The organism is Streptomyces sp. NPDC058239 (assembly GCF_042882185.1).
Classification (GTDB): Bacteria; Actinomycetota; Actinomycetes; order Streptomycetales; family Streptomycetaceae; genus Streptomyces.
The window spans coordinates 37,997-54,972 of the sequence record NZ_JBHVWS010000043.1; the positions used below are offsets into that span (position 1 = coordinate 37,997).

Annotated in this window: 14 protein-coding genes; 3 read left to right on the plus strand and 11 right to left on the minus strand. The window is 71.0% G+C overall.

Going from position 1 to position 16,976, the window contains the following annotated elements:
• Window positions 1-83 precede the first annotated feature (83 nt).
• The 3 genes from ACFVYE_RS33965 (at window position 84) to ACFVYE_RS33975 (ending at window position 2,511) form a co-directional block, all read left to right on the plus strand.
• Window positions 84-1,058 carry an acetylxylan esterase gene (locus ACFVYE_RS33965; protein ID WP_389608104.1) on the plus strand — a complete coding sequence of 325 codons (975 nt, stop codon included), beginning with the start codon at window positions 84-86 and terminating at the stop codon, window positions 1,056-1,058.
• A 143-nt stretch (window positions 1,059-1,201) separates the two neighbouring features.
• Entirely contained in the window at window positions 1,202-1,885 is a 684-nt protein-coding gene (locus ACFVYE_RS33970) for a hypothetical protein (RefSeq protein ID WP_389608091.1), read from the plus strand.
• Window positions 1,882-2,511 (plus strand): hypothetical protein, encoded by a 630-nt coding sequence (locus ACFVYE_RS33975; protein ID WP_389608092.1) that lies wholly within the window; start codon window positions 1,882-1,884, stop codon window positions 2,509-2,511. The genes ACFVYE_RS33970 and ACFVYE_RS33975 overlap by 4 nt, the downstream gene beginning before the upstream one ends.
• Before the next feature lie 12 nt (window positions 2,512-2,523).
• On the opposite strand, the gene ACFVYE_RS33980 is transcribed toward ACFVYE_RS33975, so the two are convergent.
• The 11 genes from ACFVYE_RS33980 to ACFVYE_RS34030 form a co-directional block, all read right to left on the minus strand.
• On the minus strand, window positions 2,524-4,254 hold the full coding sequence (locus ACFVYE_RS33980; protein WP_383967603.1) for a protein kinase: 1,731 nt from the start codon (window positions 4,252-4,254) through the stop codon (window positions 2,524-2,526).
• Window positions 4,255-4,307: 53 nt separating this feature from the next.
• Window positions 4,308-7,319, minus strand: coding sequence for an alpha-mannosidase (locus tag ACFVYE_RS33985; RefSeq protein ID WP_389608093.1), 3,012 nt, complete (start codon window positions 7,317-7,319; stop codon window positions 4,308-4,310).
• Between the two features lie 46 nt (window positions 7,320-7,365).
• Entirely contained in the window at window positions 7,366-8,091 is a 726-nt protein-coding gene (locus ACFVYE_RS33990) for a polysaccharide deacetylase family protein (RefSeq protein ID WP_383967597.1), read from the minus strand.
• On the minus strand, window positions 8,088-9,134 hold the full coding sequence (locus tag ACFVYE_RS33995) for a Gfo/Idh/MocA family protein (RefSeq protein WP_389608105.1): 1,047 nt from the start codon (window positions 9,132-9,134) through the stop codon (window positions 8,088-8,090). Before ACFVYE_RS33995 ends, ACFVYE_RS33990 begins: the two co-directional genes overlap by 4 nt.
• A 160-nt stretch (window positions 9,135-9,294) precedes the next feature.
• A complete protein-coding gene (locus ACFVYE_RS34000) occupies window positions 9,295-10,929 on the minus strand; it encodes an FAD-dependent oxidoreductase (protein WP_383967594.1) in 1,635 nt (544 codons plus the stop codon).
• Between the two features lie 14 nt (window positions 10,930-10,943).
• Window positions 10,944-12,116, minus strand: coding sequence for a LacI family DNA-binding transcriptional regulator (locus tag ACFVYE_RS34005; RefSeq protein ID WP_383967591.1), 1,173 nt, complete (start codon window positions 12,114-12,116; stop codon window positions 10,944-10,946).
• A gap of 181 nt (window positions 12,117-12,297) precedes the next feature.
• Complete coding sequence (locus tag ACFVYE_RS34010) at window positions 12,298-13,368, minus strand: LacI family DNA-binding transcriptional regulator (protein ID WP_383967588.1); 1,071 nt, start codon at window positions 13,366-13,368, stop codon at window positions 12,298-12,300.
• An 87-nt stretch (window positions 13,369-13,455) separates the two neighbouring features.
• A complete protein-coding gene (locus tag ACFVYE_RS34015) occupies window positions 13,456-14,697 on the minus strand; it encodes a mandelate racemase/muconate lactonizing enzyme family protein (RefSeq protein ID WP_389608094.1) in 1,242 nt (413 codons plus the stop codon).
• A 12-nt stretch (window positions 14,698-14,709) separates the two neighbouring features.
• Window positions 14,710-15,675, minus strand: a complete 966-nt coding sequence (locus ACFVYE_RS34020; RefSeq protein ID WP_389608095.1) for a D-2-hydroxyacid dehydrogenase — start codon at window positions 15,673-15,675, stop codon at window positions 14,710-14,712.
• Window positions 15,669-16,610 carry a PmoA family protein gene (locus tag ACFVYE_RS34025; protein ID WP_389608096.1) on the minus strand — a complete coding sequence of 314 codons (942 nt, stop codon included), beginning with the start codon at window positions 16,608-16,610 and terminating at the stop codon, window positions 15,669-15,671. The genes ACFVYE_RS34020 and ACFVYE_RS34025 overlap by 7 nt, the downstream gene beginning before the upstream one ends.
• Window positions 16,611-16,726: 116 nt before the next feature.
• Window positions 16,727-16,906, minus strand: coding sequence for a hypothetical protein (locus ACFVYE_RS34030; protein ID WP_389608097.1), 180 nt, complete (start codon window positions 16,904-16,906; stop codon window positions 16,727-16,729).
• Between the last annotated feature and the right edge of the window lie 70 nt (window positions 16,907-16,976).

Sequence of the window (16,976 nt, forward strand, 5' to 3'; positions counted from 1 at the left end):
CCTCCCCTGACCGGGCGGGGCCGGGCGCACCGGACCGCACCCGGCCCCGCCGCTCCATGCAACACCGTGAGGAGACCCGAACCATGGCCCTGTTCGACCTGCCGCTCCACGAACTGCGCGACTACCGGCCGCGGATCGACGAACCGGACGACTTCGACGCCTTCTGGTCGAAGACCCTGGCCGAGACCCGTGCCCACGACCCCGCGGTCTCCTTCGAACCCGTGGAGACCGGGCTGACCGGACTGCGCACCTGGGACACCACGTTCGCCGGTTTCGGCGGCCACCCGATCAAGGGATGGTTCAGCGCCCCCGCGCACGCCGAGGGCCCGCTCCCGCTCATCGTCCAGTTCCACGGCTACAACGGCGGCCGCAGCCTTCCGCACTGCTGGGGCATGTGGCCGCTGGCCGGCTTCGCCCACTTCATCATGGACGTACGCGGACAGGGCAGCGGCGGCAACGTCGGCGACACCCCCGACCCGGTCGGCTCCGGACCCTCCCACGCCGGCTTCATGACCCGCGGCATCGAGGACCCGGAGAGCTACTACTACCGCCGGGTCCACGCCGATGCCGTACGCGCCGTGGAAGCGGCCCGCTCCCATCCGCTCGCCGACCCCGCACGCACGGTCGCACTCGGCGGCAGCCAGGGCGGCGGCATCACTCTCGCGGTCGGCGGACTCGTTCCCGACCTGGCGGCCATCGCCGCCGATGTGCCGTTCCTCTGCCACTTCGGACGGGCCGTCACCCTCACCGACGCCAACCCGTACTCGGAGATAGCCCGCTATCTCAAGATGCACCGCGGCAAGGAGGAGACCGTCCTGCGCACCCTGTCGTACTTCGACGGGGTGTCGTTCGCCGCCCGGGGCAGCGTCCCCGCGCTCTTCTCCGTCGCCCTGATGGACCAGACCTGCCCGCCGTCCACGGTTTTCGCCGCCCACAACGCATACCGCGGCGAGAAGGAGATCGAGATCTACCCGTTCAACGGACACGAGGGCGGAGCCATGTTCCAGGAGGCGGCTCAACTCCGCTGGGTACCGAAGGCGCTGGAAAGGGCCGACTGAGTCCTGGTGGGGTCCGGTCGAGTGTTGTGGATCACGGACAGAGTGTGGACAGCACATATATCGTCCGTCGGGGCACGTCATGACGCCCCGGGACGTGGCAAGGGCAAGGGCGGACAGTGCGGCAGAGAGCCTATGCGCAGGCGATGCGTGTCATCGCCTGCGCGCTGATGGTGTGGCAGGTCTGGATGATGTGGCACATCTCCAGCTACGAGGCGTCAGGCGTGCAATGGGCCTGCGACGCGACCGGGGGCTGCGCCAGCGACCAGTTCGCCGCCATGTCCCCGATGCTCGGCACAGTCTGTGCCGTCGTACTCGGTCTGCTCTCCGCCCGGTACCTGCACCGCGCGGCACCGGGCGCGATGGTCGCACTATCCGCCGTCGCAGCCGCAGCCGGCTGGTACGACGCGGTGGCGGACGGCCGGGTCGAGTACAGCACCGTCACCAGCTTCCACATCTTCCTTCCGCTCGGCGATTTCTCCGTCTCCCAATGGCTCACCTTCCTGTGGTCCGCCGCGGGCGCGGGCTGCCTCGTCGCCTGGTGGGGCGCGGCAGTGAGCCTGCGGCGCACCGCTGGACTGCGCAGGCTGTTCCGCCGCTGCACCACGGCCGACGCTGTGCTGGAGGGCTGGCGGCCGGTGGGCCGCAAGTACGGTGAGGTCACCGTGGTGTTCGACGACAAGGCCGGTGTGCGCCACGAGGTCCCGGCCGTCGTGGAACGCAGCGCCCTGCGACGAGACGTCCTCGCCGTGTACGACGCCGACCGCCCCGGCGACCCCGCTCTCACCCGGGTCGCGGTTCCCCACCGAAAGCTGCTGCGCCTTTCATGAACCGATCGACAGCGTCCCTGCGCAGGCTCTTCTCCTCGCTCAGGCCGGTGGCCGCACTCTGTACCGGACTCTCCTTCGCCGCGCTGGCCCGGGGCGCCATGGACGGCCCCCGCTGGCTGCTGCTGACCGGCATCCCCGCGACGGCCCTGGTCCTGACGATTCTCGGTGATGTGGCCGAGCCGTTGCGGACGAACATCGCGAAGTCGGGGCTGCGCCCCGGCGGGCCGCGGGCCTTCGCGCCCGCCGTGGTCAACGGGGTGAAGACCGTCGACAAGAAGACCGGCCGGCCGGTCCTCGACGGGCGGTCGGTGGAGTCCGTGTTCGCCTTCGACCTGACCGTGATGTCCGACGAGCTCCCCGCGTACCGGGTCCAGGTCATTCACCCCCTCGACCTGCAGGGCCTGCTGCACCGGTCCAGGGCCGTCGTCGAGTACGACCCCGAGCAGCCCTGGCGGGTCGTCATCCCCAACAACCCGCCGCGCGAATGGCTGGCCCGCGCGAACACCGTCTCCCTGCCGGCCGAGGTCAAGGAGCGTGTCGGCGGGTTCCCGGCCGGTTTCCGGACGCTGGTGACGGGCTTGGCCCTCGCGGCCGTGCTGCTGGTGCTGATGCGGCTGCTCGGCTGACCCGCGCCCGGTTCAGCCGTTGCGCGGATACGTCTTGAGCACCTTGCCGTTGATGTCGGCCCGCAGATAGGCGCCGCCGTACTCGTCCGAGACATAGACGCTGATGGTCGGCTGGTAGTCGTCGAACGGGGACGCCGGATCGATGTCCACGTAGTGGCTGGTGGGTTCGGTGACGCCGAGCTCCTTGTCCGCCCGGCGTATCAGGCCCGGGAGGGCGTCCCAGTCGAACTTCTCCAGGTCCACGGACTTGGCGCCCGACATGAGGGTGCCGCCCGCTCGGTCGCGGGTGGCCTTGCCGTCCTCGTACGCGTAGACGTCGTACAGGTTCTTGTTCTTCGCGACCGGGGCCTCGATGCGCGCGTGTTCCGCGTACAGCGAGAACGACGTGACCCGGGTGCCGCCCATCACCGGCTCGAGAGCGGCGATGACGGACCGTGCCCCGGCAGGCGTCAGCAGATTCCTGGTCTTCGCCTCGTTCGCCGTCTCCGCCTCCTTCGCCTTGTCCGTGCCGGTGGCCGAAGGGCTGCTGGAGGAGCGCTCAGAAACGGACGGCGAGCTGCCGGAAGCGTTCGTGTCCGGGGCGGGCAGCAGCGACCACACCAGGACGCCGGTCAGGGCGGTCCCCGAGAGGGCGATGGTCACCGCGACGGCGCGGCCCCGCCGGACCCGGCGGCGGATCTCGTGCGTCCCGAGCGTCGCGGGCTCCGGACGGGCAGGATCGGCGACGGGGTGACGACCGGCCTCGGGCGCCCCGGCCGGTCGACGGACGGGGGCCGTGGGCAGGACCGCGGTCCGGCCGGCGTGCTCGTGGCCGGGCGGCACCGCATCCTGCCGCGTGTCCGGCTCGGGACGCTGCGGTATCGCATCCCGCGGAGCCGCGGCGCTCTGCCGAGGCGCCCCGACCGGCTCGCTCACCGACGCCAGCATCCGGTCCAGTTCCTCGGCCCCGGGTCTTGCCGCCGTGTCCCGGGTCAGCAGCGCGTTCAGTACGGGAGTCAGCGCACCGGCCTGCCGGGGCGGCGGAATCTCCTCGTCGAGCACGGCCGCCAGCGTCGCCAGCGTGGAGGCCTTGCGCAGCGGATGCCGGCCCTCCACAGCGACGTACAGCATCATGCCGAGCGACCACAGGTCCGACGACGGATCGCCCTCCTCACCGCGAATCCGCTCGGGCGCCATGTAGTCGGGGGAGCCGATGATGGAGCCGGTCGCCGTCAGGCTCGTGGACTCACGGATCGCGGCGATGCCGAAGTCCGTGAGCACCGGACTGCCGTCGGCCCGCAGCAGTACGTTGGCCGGTTTCACGTCGCGGTGGTGGATACCGGCGGCGTGGGCGGCGCGCAGCGCGGACAGCACTCCGCGGCCGAGCTCGGCGGCCTCGACGGGGGTGAGGGTGCCCTCGGCGAGGCGTTCTGCGAGCGAGGCGCCGGGCACCAGCTCCATCACGATCCACGGGTACGCGTGCTCGCCGCTGTCCACGATGTGGTGGACCGTGACGACGCCCGGGTGGTCGAGCCGGGCCAGCGCACGGGCCTCGCGCAGCACGCGCGCCCGCAGCAGCCGGGCCGCCTCCGGATCGTTCTCGGCGAGCGCGGGGTCCGGGGGCCGTACCTCCTTGAGCGCCACATCGCGGTGCAGAGCCAGGTCATGGGCTCGCCACACCATGCCCATACCGCCACTGCCGAGCCGGTTCAGCAGCTCGAAACGGTCGTCGATCACTCGGCGCACAGGCCCCCCGGCGTTCATGGAAAAGAGGGTACGGGGCGGGTTCGCAGCAGTGCTCACCCGCCCCGTACGCCTCACGCGTCTTCGCTCGGTGTGAGCCGCAGCGTCACGATCTGGAACGGCCGCAGCCGCAACCGCACCGAATCGCCCGCCACATCGGCGGACTCCTCGGCGAGCGGACGCTCCAGCAGGTCCGTGACGCTCGCCCCGGCCAGTGCGAACCCCGCTGTCAGACGGGCCGAGACCCGGCCGCCGTGGGCCTCGTGGAGTCTGACCACCACATCCCCGCTGCCGTCGTCGGCGAGCTTCACCGCGGTCACGACCACCGCGTCGTCATCGACCGCGACCAGCGGGGCCACCGCGGCACTCCCCGGCACCCGGCGCTCGGGGAGGCTGAACCGCCAGCCCTCACGCACCGCGTCACCGATCGTCGCCCCCGGCATCAGCGCGTACCGCAACCGGTGCACGCCCTGGTCGGTCGTTGGGTCGGGATAGCGGGGAGCCCGCAGCAGCGACAGCCGTACCGTGGTCGTGGTGGAGCCGTCCTCGCGGACCGTACGGGTCACATCGTGCCCGTACGTCGAATCGTTGATCAGCGCCGCACCCCAGCCCGGCTCACCGACATGCAGGAAGCGATGGGCGCAGATCTCGAACTTCGCCGCCTCCCAGCTCGTGTTGGTGTGCGTCGGCCGCTGGACATGCCCGAACTGGGTCTCCGCCGTGGAGTGATCGGCACGCACATCGATCGGGAACGCCGCCTTGAGGAACTTCTCCTGCTCGTGCCAGTCGACCTCGGTGTCGATGTCCAGGCGCCGGGCCCCCGGCCGCAGCGTCAGCAACTGGGTGACGCGGGACGAACCGAAGGTGCGCACCACCTCGACGCCGTCACCGCTGCGGCGCACCGCGTCGGCCTCCGTCAGATCGGTCACCGTATTGCGGTAGAAGGCATCGACATCCCAGGCGTCCCAGCGGTTCGGCAGATCCGGGTGGACCTGGAGCAGATTCGCCGCGCAGCCCGGGGCGACCGTCTCGCGCCCGGCCACCAGATCGACGACCGAGACCACCAGACCCCGCGCGTCCACGGTCACCCGGAGCAGTCCGTTGTCCAGCCGGAAGCCACCGTCGTACGCCTCGGCCTCCACCGGCCGCTCCCGCTGCTCCGACGCGAGCGCCGCGCCACCGGCTGCGACGCCGGCCCGACCGTGCGGAGCGGAGTTGAAGACGACCGTGCCCGCGCCGTCCGCAGCACCGGTCAGGGCCCGCTGCGCCGCCTCGATCACCGCTTCGAGCTCCCCGGCGATCCGGGCGTACGTCGCCTCCGCCTCACGGTGCACCCAGGCAATGGACGAACCCGGCAGGATGTCGTGGAACTGATGCAGCAGCACGCTCTTCCAGATCCGGTCCAACTCCGCGTACGGATAAGGGAATCCGGCCCGCACCGCCGCGGTGGCCGCCCACAGCTCCGCCTCCCGCAGCAGATGCTCGCTGCGCCGGTTGCCCTGCTTGGTCCGCGCCTGCGAGGTGTACGTACCGCGGTGCAGCTCCAGATACAGCTCACCCAGCCACACCGGCGGCCGGTCGTACTCGGCCTCGGCGGCGGCGAAGAAGTCCGCGGGCTTCTCGATCACCACCCGGGGCGAGCCCTCCAGATCCGCGAGACGACCGGCGCGCGCCAGCATCTCGCGGGTGGGGCCACCACCTCCGTCCCCCCAGCCGAACGGGACGAGCGAACGTGTGGCGTGTCCCTTGTCCCGGAAGTTCTTCTCGGCGTGCGCGAGCTCCTCGCCCGACAGCTCCGCCACATAGGTGTCCACAGGCGGGAAGTGCGTGAAGACGCGCGTGCCGTCCAGCCCCTCCCACAGGAAGGAATGGTGCGGGAACGGGTTGGTCGTGTTCCACGAGATCTTCTGGGTGAGGAACCAGCGCGAACCGGAGAGCGCCACCAACTGCGGCAGGGCCGCCGAGTAGCCGAACGAATCGGGCAGCCACACCTCCTCGGTCTCGACCCCGAACTCCTCCAGGAAGAACCGCTTGCCGTACACGAACTGCCGGGCCAGCGCCTCCGACCCGGGCATATTGGTGTCGGACTCCACCCACATCCCGCCGACCGGCACGAACTGTCCGGCCGCGGTCTTCTCCTTGACCCGCGCGTACAGCGCCGGCTGATGCTCCCGCAGCCAGTCCAGCTGCTGGGCCTGCGACATCGCGAAGACGAACTCCGGATGGTCGTCCATCAGCGCCACCACATTGGAGGTGGTGCGGGCGACCTTGCGCACGGTCTCCCGCAGCGGCCACAGCCACGCCGAGTCGATATGCGCATGACCCACCGCCGACAACCGGTGGGCGGAGGCATGCGCGGGGGAGGAGAGCACGGCGCGCAGCTGCTCCCGGGCGGCGGTTGCGCTCGCGCCGACGGCGTCCAGGTCCAGCGAGTCCAGACAGCGTTCCACTGCGCGCAGGATCTCCCAGCGGCGCGCCGAACCGAGCGGCAGCTGTCGCATCAGCTGGTCGAGCACCTCCAGGTCCTGGACCAGCTCCCACACCTGCCGGTCGAAGACCGCGACGACCATCCGCTCGACGCGGTACAGCGGCTCGCTGCCCGCGGTCTCCCGGTCGCCGAGCGCACCGACGCCGTCCAGGATCTCCGGATTGGCGGCCGCCTCCAGGTAGTACGTGAACTCCTCGCCGCCTGCCACCGGTTGGCCGATGCGCAGCCAGGTGTTGCGCGGGTTGAGTGCCTTGACCACGCTGCCGTTCGGCCGCAGGGCCAGCGCCTCCGCGGAGAACCCCGGCCGGTCCCGGGCGAAACCGAGGTCGATCACCGCTTCGACGGTCTCACCCGCCCAGTCGGCCGGGACGCGGCCGGTCACCCGGAACCAGCTGGTGCCCCAGGCCGGCCCCCAGTCGTCGCCGATGGCGCCGGGCTTGTACGGGGCGGCCACCGCCTCGGCGAAGGGCACCGGTTCACCGGGGGCGTGCCAGACCTCGAATTCGAGCGGTGCCGTGCGGGGATGGACGGCGGGGCGGATGCGCTCGCGCAGGGCGCGGTCGAGTCGTTCCTCGGTCAGTGTGCGGTCGTCATGCATGAGTGAAGGGCCCCTCTGAATGAAATGTGTGCGGCGCGGTGGTGGTTCACCGGAGCTCGTCGAAGCCCACGCAGGGCAGTGACATCCCGTCGGCCAGGGCCAGGAGCTTCTCCAGCCGGGCCGGTGTCACATGGTTGGCCTCATGGGCGTCGGCGATGCAGTGGGCGTAGAGCGTGGTCACGCCGCCGTCATCGGCGGTCCGGCGCAGTGCCGTCTCCACGCCGGTCAGATCGTCTCCGTACGCGACGGCCCCGCGCCCGGAGTCCACCGAGCACCCCGGCAGGACCCGCCGGACGGCGATGTCGCCGGCCGGGACACGCAGCTCGGCCGCGAGGGACGGATCGGCGCGGCGGTCGGCGGACACACCGCCGCGCAGCCGCTCGAAGAGCGCGAGAAGCAGCCGGTCGGTGCTCTCGTCGCGGGCACTGCACGGGTAGGCGAAGCTCCGGGCCGGAAAGCCGAGGCGGCGCAGCGCCTCCAGGGCGGGCACCACCTCCTGGTCGAGATAGGCGGCCGCGCCGTGCGCGGCGATGAACTCGGGCGCCCGCTCGTGCCGCAGACCGTGGCAGCCGATGGTGTGGCCGTCGTCCGCGAGTCGGCGCAGCAGCCGCACGTCGTCGCGGTCGAGCCGGTCGGGCTCACAGATGAAGAAGGTGACACGGGCGCCGAACAACGTGAACAGCGGCGCGGCGGCGGCCCACTCGCGCACATGCCGGTCGTCGAAGGTGAGCAGCAGGGCGCGGTCGACGTGACTTTCCCCGCGGCGGGTCATCGCCCGGACTCCTCGGGCGCCCAGCCGGGCACGGAGCCGTGCAGTGCCGTGTAGAAGGGATCGCCCGGGACGATCTCGCCGGCCAGGACGGGGCGGCCGGTGAGCGCCGCCTTGTACATCGCGGTGATCAGCTCCAGGGAGCGGCGGCCGTCCCCGGCGCTCGCCCTGGGCCGTCGGCCCGCCCGCATGTCGGCCAGGAGCGAACGGAGTTGGGCGCTGTGCGAGCTGGGGACGTCCTCGGAGGGGGAGGTCCAGCCGGCCGCCCGGCCGGGCTCGACTCCTGGTGCCGGGGTGTAGTTCCAGTCACCGTTTCCGTACCCGTAAAGATGGTTCAGCTCGATCGTGGCGTCCCGAAGATCGATCCGCAGATGGCTCAGCTGACGCGGCGAGAGGGCGCTGTTGACCACGGTGGCGAGGGCGCCCGAGGCGAAGCGCACGGTGGCGGTGGTGACATCGTCGGTCTCGACGTCGCGGGCCAGCCGTCCCGCCATGGCCCGGATCTCCGCCCAGTCCCCGAGCAGTTCCAGCAGCAGATCGATCTGGTGGATGCCGAGCCCCATGGCGGGGCCCGCGCCCTCGGTCGCCCACTTTCCGCGCCAGGGGACCGCGTAGTAGGCGTCGTCGCGGTACCAGGTGGTCTGGCAGTGGGCGACCAGCGGTGCACCCAGCTCGCCGGAGGCGATGAGGGCCTTGGCGTGCTCCGCGCCCGATCCGAACCGGTGCTGGAAGACGATCGGGGCGTACGGACCCCGCTCGCCCTCGGCGGCGGTCATGGCGTCGTACTCCGCGAGACTGAGCGCGGGCGGCTTCTCGCACCACACCCACGCCCCGGCCCCCAGGGCTGCCACGACCTGATCCCGGTGGGCGACGGGTGGCGAGGCGACGACGACGAGATCGGGACGGACCTCGCTCAGCGACGCGGCGAGATCGGTGCAGTGGTGGGGGAGCGAGAAGTCGGTGGCGAAGGCGCGGGCCGCGGTGGGATCGGTGTCGACGGCGCCGACCACCGCGAAGTCCGAGGGAAGTTCGAGGAACGCCGGCATATGGACGGCGCGGGCGATGTTGCCCGCGCCGACGAGCAGTACACGGTAGGGAGACACAGTCACAAGGGCCGTCCAGGCTGAGGGCGTGAGCCGCCGGGATTGGTAAGCGTTTTCCAGCAGGCCGGTAAAGTGCCCTTCCCGAGGGAAGGGCGGTTGGGTTTCAGAGAGTGGCGTAGAGCGCCCCGGCACTGTTCACGGGTCCGGTGCGGAGCCGGTCCGGCCAGTCGAGGGCGAGGCCGAGCGAGTTGCTCAACCGGCTCTGGAAGGAGGCGAGTCGGTGCTCGGCGCCGCGGACCGCGCGCGGCGGCAGCCGGTGTTCGAGGCAGTACGACACGAGCGCGCCGACGGCCTCGCCGATGCTCCACTGGCCCGCGTGCCCGCCGAGCGCGGGTGCGCTGAGATGCGTGGCGCCGATGTTCCGCCCGGCGGGGAGCAGATTCTCCACCCTTACGGGCAGCAGTGCGCCCAGCGGCAGTTGGAACGGCAGGCACTCCAGATCGAGGCCCGCGCCGCCACCGGTTCCAGGGTGCAGCGTGATCCGGGACCGCAGGGTGCCCACGCTGTCCGTGAAGGTCTCGGCGCCCGGTGCCCCGGCCCGTGCCGCAGCGGTCAGATGGTGTTCCAGCAGGGTGAACTCGGCCCGGATGCGCCGGGATTCGCGTACGTGGAGTGTCTTGGCGAACCCGTCCGCCGTGCCGGTGACATCGGGCCGCAGGCGCAGCTCGGGGTAGCCGTGGCCGCCGTCGTGCCGGGGCGCCCGCGTCTGCATCCAGTGGAGGAACGAAAGTGCCTGCTCGGATGCGTCCCGTTCGGCGCGGGCCCGTACCTCGTCCCCGAGCCCGGCGAGCGGCAGGCGTGTGTATGCCGTCTGCTCCCAGTCGACCAGGGTGATGTCGCTGTCGAAGGTGCCGGGCAGATACCGGCTCCGGGCGAATGCCCGCAGCTGGTGCCAGCGGTCGTTGGGCGGTGCGGCCCACGGCGGGACCTCGTCCGGTTCGTGCAGGAAGAGCGGCACGGAGCGGGCCGGGGCGCCACCGGGTTCCGCGGTGTCCCAGGAGAAGGCGTCGGACCACCGGGCGTAGCCGTCCGGCCGGTCGACGGTGTGGTCCTCGCCGGGGCGGTGGTCCAGGGCGAAGACCCAGGAGACCGGCTGCTGGTCCAGCGGATCGGCGACGGCGGCCGCGTGCGGTTCGCCGGTCTCCTCGCGGGACTCGGCGCCGGTGACATGTTCGACGCCCGCGAGGTCGAGCAGCTCGCCCAGGTCCGTCGCGTCGACGATGTACGGGGCGCTGACCGTCAGCAGCTCGCCGTCAGCTGCCTCCAGGGTGACCGCGGCCACCCGGTCCCCGTTTGCCTGGGCCGCGACCGGGCGGTGGCGGAGCAGCAGGGTGAGCCGGCCCGAGGCGAGATGCGGGGCGAGGAGCTCCTGGACGACAGCGAGTGCGGCGCGCGGCTCATGGCTGAGATGACCGGTGGTACTGAGGCCGGGATCGAGCAGCGGATCCGCGTAAGGGCCCGGGCACAGTGGGTAGTTGCGCCGGTAGAAGTCGCGTATCCGCTCGCGCAGATCGCGGTAGCCGGGGGAGACGGGATCCAGTTCGATGCGGTGGCCGTCGGCGAGCGGCACCGCCTGCGCGGTGAACAGGCCACCGGGCCAGTCGGTCGCCTCGGTGAGCACGACGCGGTGTCCGAACCGTGCGGCGGTCAGCGCGGCGGCGAGACCACCGAGACCGGCACCGACCACCAGGACATCGGTCCCGAGTTCGCGGGTACGGGGTGCGGGGGCGGCGAACACAGGAGTCTCCTCCCTCAGGGCCGACGGGCGGCGACGGTACGGAGCCGGACCGGCGCGGACTCGCGCGTCCTGATCCGGACGGGGAGCACGATCTGCTCGGCGCTGCGGTACGGATCCTCGCCCGCCGTGCGCTCCGCGATCCGGGTGATCAGTTGCTCGACCGCCCGGCTGCCGATCTCCCTGGCGGGCAGCCGGGCGGCGAAACTGGTGAGCGGCAGCAGATCGTAGGGGCCCGCGTCGTCCATGCCGGCCAGCACGATCTCGTCGGGCACGGCAATGCCGAGCGACGCCAGATCGGAGGCGGCGGTGGCGACGGCGAAACCATGTGCACACAACAGGGCGGTCGGTGGCTCGGGTGACGTGAGGAGACCGGACAGCAACTGCTTGCGGTCGTCCTCGGACAATGCCGTGTACGAGCGCAGCGCGGTGAACCGGGGGAGCAGGGGCTGGTCATGGGCGCGCAGCGCCTGCTTGTGCCCGGTCATCCGGTCGTGGACGCTGGTGCACTGCGTCTCGCCCCAGAGCGTCGCTATGCGTTCGTGGCCGTCGGCCAGCAGATGCTCGGTGAGCCGGTAGCCGACGTCGTAGTTGTCGGCGGTGACCGCGTCGATGGCGAGGCCGGGAAAATACCGGTCGACCAGGACCATCGGGATGCGCAGGCGTCTGATCTCGTCCAGCACGTCGAGATCGGGCGCGCCCTGGACGGGGTAGAGGATGATGCCCTCGACCCGGTCCTCGACGGCCTGGCGCAGCGCCTGGTCCTGGCGGGCGAGGGACGCGGTGTGATCGGCGTGCCCCGTGTCGGTCATCTGGACAGCGGAGTCCGAGAAGAACAGCCGCAGCCCGCGCTCCGAACAGCCGGACTCGACCCCGCGCAGCACTTCGGACTGGTACGGCCCCTGTCCGCTGATGATGCAGGCGATCACACCGGATCTGTGGGCCGAGGCGGGTTCCGCGGCCCGGTCCGAAGAATCGGCGACGAAGGTGCCCAGTCCCCGGCGGCGTACCAACAACCCTTCCGCGACAAGGTCGTTGAGTGCCCGGACGGCGGTGGTGGAACTGACCCCGAAGCGCTCGCGCAGCTGGTTCTGAGTGATGAACGGGGCGCCGGCTTCGTACTCGTCACGTGCCACCTCGGCCCGCAACTCGTCCTTGATTCGCTGGTACTTGGGTCCGGACGTACCCATCCAGCCACCACCTTCTCGGATTTGACGCGTCAATCGGCGTTGATCTCAGTGTGGTGGCGGTTAACGCGTTATTTCAAGGGGGTTGCAGCGAAATAATCGGCAACTTAGTGCGTCAATCAGGGGAGTTGCCGATTCAATGCGTCAATCCGGTGGCCCGACGGGGTTCTCAGTCGGTCAGGCCTCAGCCGGTCGTACGGGGCGGCGGTGCCGTGCTGGCACGCACCACCAGTCGCGACGGCACGGCGAGCGTGCGCGGCGAAGCCGTCGCGTCGCCGAGGGCCAGCAGCAGTGCCCGGCGGCCGATCTCTTCGAGCGGCAGCCGCACGGTGGTCAACGCGGGCGTGACGTCGCAGGCCACCGGCAGATCGTCGAAGCCGACGACGGAGACATCGGCGGGCACGCTCCGCCCGAGGTCGTCACGGAGCGCCGCGAGCGCCCCGAGCGCCATGGCGTCATTGAGCGCGAAGAGTGCGGTGATCCCCGGCGACCTGCGAAACAGCTGCGCCGCCGCGGCCCGCCCGCCGTCCCGGGTGAAGTCGGCCTCGGCGCGATGGCGCTCCTGGACGCAGATGCCCAGTTCGGCCGCCCGCTCCAGGAAGCCGTGCAGCCGGTCCTGTACGGAGACCAGGGCCAGCGGTCCGCAGATGATGCCGATCTCCGTGTGTCCCAGCTGGGCGAGATGCTCGGCGACCGCCCGGCCACCCTCTCGGTTTCCCGGCATGATCGTGTCCACCGGAAGATCCTGGTGCGCGACCGCGGTCACCCGGCCGCCCTGCGCCGCGAACGCCTCCAGCTCCTGGGTGAGCGCGGGACTCCCTCCGGTGAAGCCCGAGCCGGCGAGAACGACGGCGCGGGCCCGCTGCGCCCGCAGCCGTGCCACGTACTCCGCCTGGAGTCCGGGCTCATGGAAGGTGCCGGCCAGCATCACGAGGAGCTTGTGGTCGCGGGCGACCTCCATGACCCCGGCCGCGATGGCGGAGTAGTAGGCGTCGTTCACATCGTGCACGATCAGACCGATGATGGACGTCGTGGACTGCACGAGCGCGCGGGCCGGCGCGTTGGACACATAGCGGAGCCGGGCGGCCGCCTCCAGGACGCGCTCCTGCAGCTCCTGGGTGACGTTGCGGTCGCTGTCGCTGAGGACGCGCGAAGCCGTGGCGAGAGAGACCCCGGCGTCCTGCGCGACCTGCTGGAGCGTCACGGCGGACGGCGGGCGGGGACGGGCGGAACGTCGATTGACCTGGCTCTGCATAGGGCTACGATAGCTGCACTGAAAGCGTTTTCCCATTGCGTACGCAATAGGAAACCCGGCACCGGGACCGTCCTGCCGCCCTCTCGGTCAGCCCGTGCTCCATCGGCCCGGCGCGGTAGGCGGCATCGTGGCCGGACAGCGGTAGACGGCATCGCTGCGGAAGGCGTACCGCCGCTCGGTCTCCGGGGTGAGCCGGACACCGAGTCCCGGCGCCTGTGGGGCGAGCAGACATCCCGTCTCCATGCGGAACGGCTCGACCAGGAGCGCGGACCGCAGGGGATATGCGGGCATCGGCCACTCGGCCAGCCGGCCGCCGCCGGCGAAGGCCGCGTGGTAGTTGGCAGCCTGGCACACCGCACTGCCCCAACAGTGGACGACCGCGTCGACGCCGTGCTCCGCGGCGCCCGCGAAGACGGCCAGTGTCTGCCGCAGACCGCCGACGACGGTGGCGTCCGGCTGGACCATGTCGTAGCACCCCTCGGCCATGCGCCCCAGCAGCTCCTGCGCGGTGGTGACGGTCTCCCCGCCCGCCACCGGGCAGCCGGCCGCCCGCCGCAGAGCCGGGTACTCGTGCACATGGGCAGGCCCCAGCGGCTCCTCCAGGAAATGCACCGGCCGCTGCGTGCCGGCCCTGACCGTGTCGAGGAAGGCGAGGGTGTCCGCCGCCGACTGGCCGGGGTCGTCGAGATTCTGCGCCATGTCGATGGCGATACCGACACCGTGCGGGGCCGCGTGCTCCAGCGTCCACACCGCCTTGTCCGCCTCGTGGCCCCGCGCCCTGATCTTGAAGGTGCTGATCCCGAGCCCGGCCACCGCGGCGATCTCGGCGCTCATCGCCGACGGGGAGGTCGAGTCTCCCCCGCTGGCGTAGAGCCGGATCCTGTCTGTACGACGGCCGCCCAGCAGCTCGTACGCGGGCACGCCGGCCCGTTTCCCGAGGGCGTCGACCAGGGCTGCCTCCACGGCGGAGACGACATGGCGGGCCGCCCCCTGCAGACTCCAGTACCCCGTCACGAGCACCATGTCCCGGTAGCGTTCCGCCAGGTCCCCGGCCCGACGCCCGAGGAGGTAGGGGACCAGCAGATCGACCGTGGACACGAAGACCTGCGGTGCGAAGACGGCGAGATAGCCCTCACCGAGCCCCGTCGTGCCGTCGTCCAATGTGACCTCGACCAGGCCGGTCGTGCGCCACCCCGTGGGCAGCGCCACGCGCACCTCCAGATTCTCCGGATCGGCATACGGGGCGCTGAGCAGGACCGGCCGGATCGCCGCGATGCGTACCCCGTCGCCGGTGAGCGCACCGACGTGTGCGAAAGCAGGTTCGGACATGTCGTCGCGTCCTCAGAATCCTCTGGACCACTGCACGGAATTGCGCAGTGGGGCGCCGGCGTCGAACCGGAGCCGGTTGTCGGCGAACAGGTCGACGACCCGAGCGCTCTCGTCCGTCGAACCGCCCGCGGTGTGCTGGGTGAGAATCACGTTGGAACAGCTCCACAGGGGGTGCCCGGCAGGCAGCGGCTCCTGTTCGGTGACGTCCAGCACCGCACCGCCGAGTCGCCCGGAGGTCAGCTCGGAGACCAGTGCCGCCTCGTCCACCAGCGACCCCCGGCCCGCGTTCACCAGAACGGCCCCCGGCCGTAGCAGGGCGAGGCGTCGCGCATCGAGCAGTCCGCTCGTCGCAGGTGTCCCGGGCAACAGAGCCACCACCACGTCGAAGCCGGGCAGCTGCTCGTCGAGCTCGGCGAGGGTGCGGATGTCGCCCGAGCCGCGTGCGAAGTGCGACACCGGGCAGCCGAACGGACCGAGCAGCTCGGCGAACCGCCGGGCGATGGACCCACGTCCCAGCACGAGCACCCGTGCCCCGGCCAGTAGACGCAGCCGGGGCCGTACGACGGGCTTCGCCCATGTGCCGCGGGCTCGCAGCCCGGCGAGTTCGTCGATACCGCGGTGGAGCGCGAGAATTCCTGCCAGGCACGACTCGGCCACCGGGTCGGCGAAGGCATCACCCAGGTTGGTGACGGTCAGCCGACGGCCGAGGACGGGCCAGTCCAGCCCGAGATAACTGTCGATCCCGACCGAGGCGAGCTGCAGCCATCGGAGCCTGGGAGCTTCGGCCACCCAGGCCGCCCTGGGGTTGCCGAGCGCGATGTCGGCATCGGCGAGCGCACGTGCGTCCGCTTCGGAGGTCGTCCCCGGCTCGGCGAACCACACAGGCCCGGGCCCGAGATCGCGCAGGCGCGCCCGACCGGAATCGTCGAGGGGCAGTTCCACGTACAGGCTGACCCCGTCCATTCCCTCGTTCACCACGGGTGTTCCGTGAGGTACTCGGTGATCCGCTCCCGGTCCCATGCACCGTCTGCGACGGTGACCCGGTAGCGGCGGGACAGGGTGTCGCCCGGGGCCAGTTCCAGTTCGTCGTAGAACGCGAAGGAGGGCGCGACGGCCGCGAAGGGCTCGTTGCGGACGAACCAGTGCGCCGGGTGGATCCCGCCCTCTCCCATGTGGTCGTTCTCCGGGGCGTGTTGGAAAATCACTGTGGCGTGGCCGTCGGCGCCGTCGTGCTCACCGCTGTAGGCCAGCCACGGCGCCTGTGTCCCCATCAACTCCGGCCCCGCGCAGTCCGGCCCGAGAATCTGCCCGCCCCGGAAGGCCCGCGGCCCGCGCCAGAAGAGACCGGTATAGCCTGCCGCCTCCCGGCCGTGCGTCGTGGGACTGCCGAAGTGCAGCGGCTCGGTACGCCGATTGGTGATCGCGCTCGACCAGGTCAGCGTCCAGCTGCCTCCGGCGCCGGATTCGGCGTGCTCCACGTCATGCAGCTCGATACGCCGCTGCTCGTCCGCCCAGTGCGTGCCGTCGTGGTGGCGCCAGCTCAGCCGCTCCCCGATGACCGCGCGCCCGGCGGCCGCCGTCACCTCGTCGAACCCGATGTGCGCCATTGATCCGACCCGTTCGGGCAACGGCCGGTAGTCCTGGCCGTGGACATAGGTGTTGCCTCCCCACAGGTTCTGCCCGGACAGATGGGAGGCCGTCATCTGGAGGCCCTTGTGCCAGCGATGATCATTGGGCCGATAGTCGGTGACAACGTTATCGGCCAGTGTGCGCATGGGGTGGACGTACGGCTTCGGGGCCTCCCAGGCCGCCTCCGGACGGTAGACATAGCTGATCAGATCGATGCCGCCCCGCTCCTCCGTGACCGTGATCCGGTCCCCGTGGGCGTGTGTGATGCGCAGTGGACTGCTCATGTCCCAAGTCTCCCGGATCCGGTTGGAAAGCGCTTACCGAAACCTAGGCCCTTCGCCGGATGAACGTCAACAAGAAGAAAACGTGCGGGTGTTCCGCACGCTGGTTCAGCGCCGCGTCAATTCGTTGAGGGGTCGGTGAAGCAGGCCGCGGGGGTCCGAGTGCGGGCAGCCGTTGACTCCACGGAGCCCATCGCCTCGCGCAGCCGGCAGGCGTTGACGTCGTCTTCCGTCGGGTCGTGCCGGATGGAGTACGGGACGACGTAGCCCGATCCGAGCACCGAGAAACGCCATGTCACACAGCAGTTCCACATTGTGCGACGCGGAAGACCCGCACCAGCTGTGCCCGGGGGTTGATACTGGTGGGCT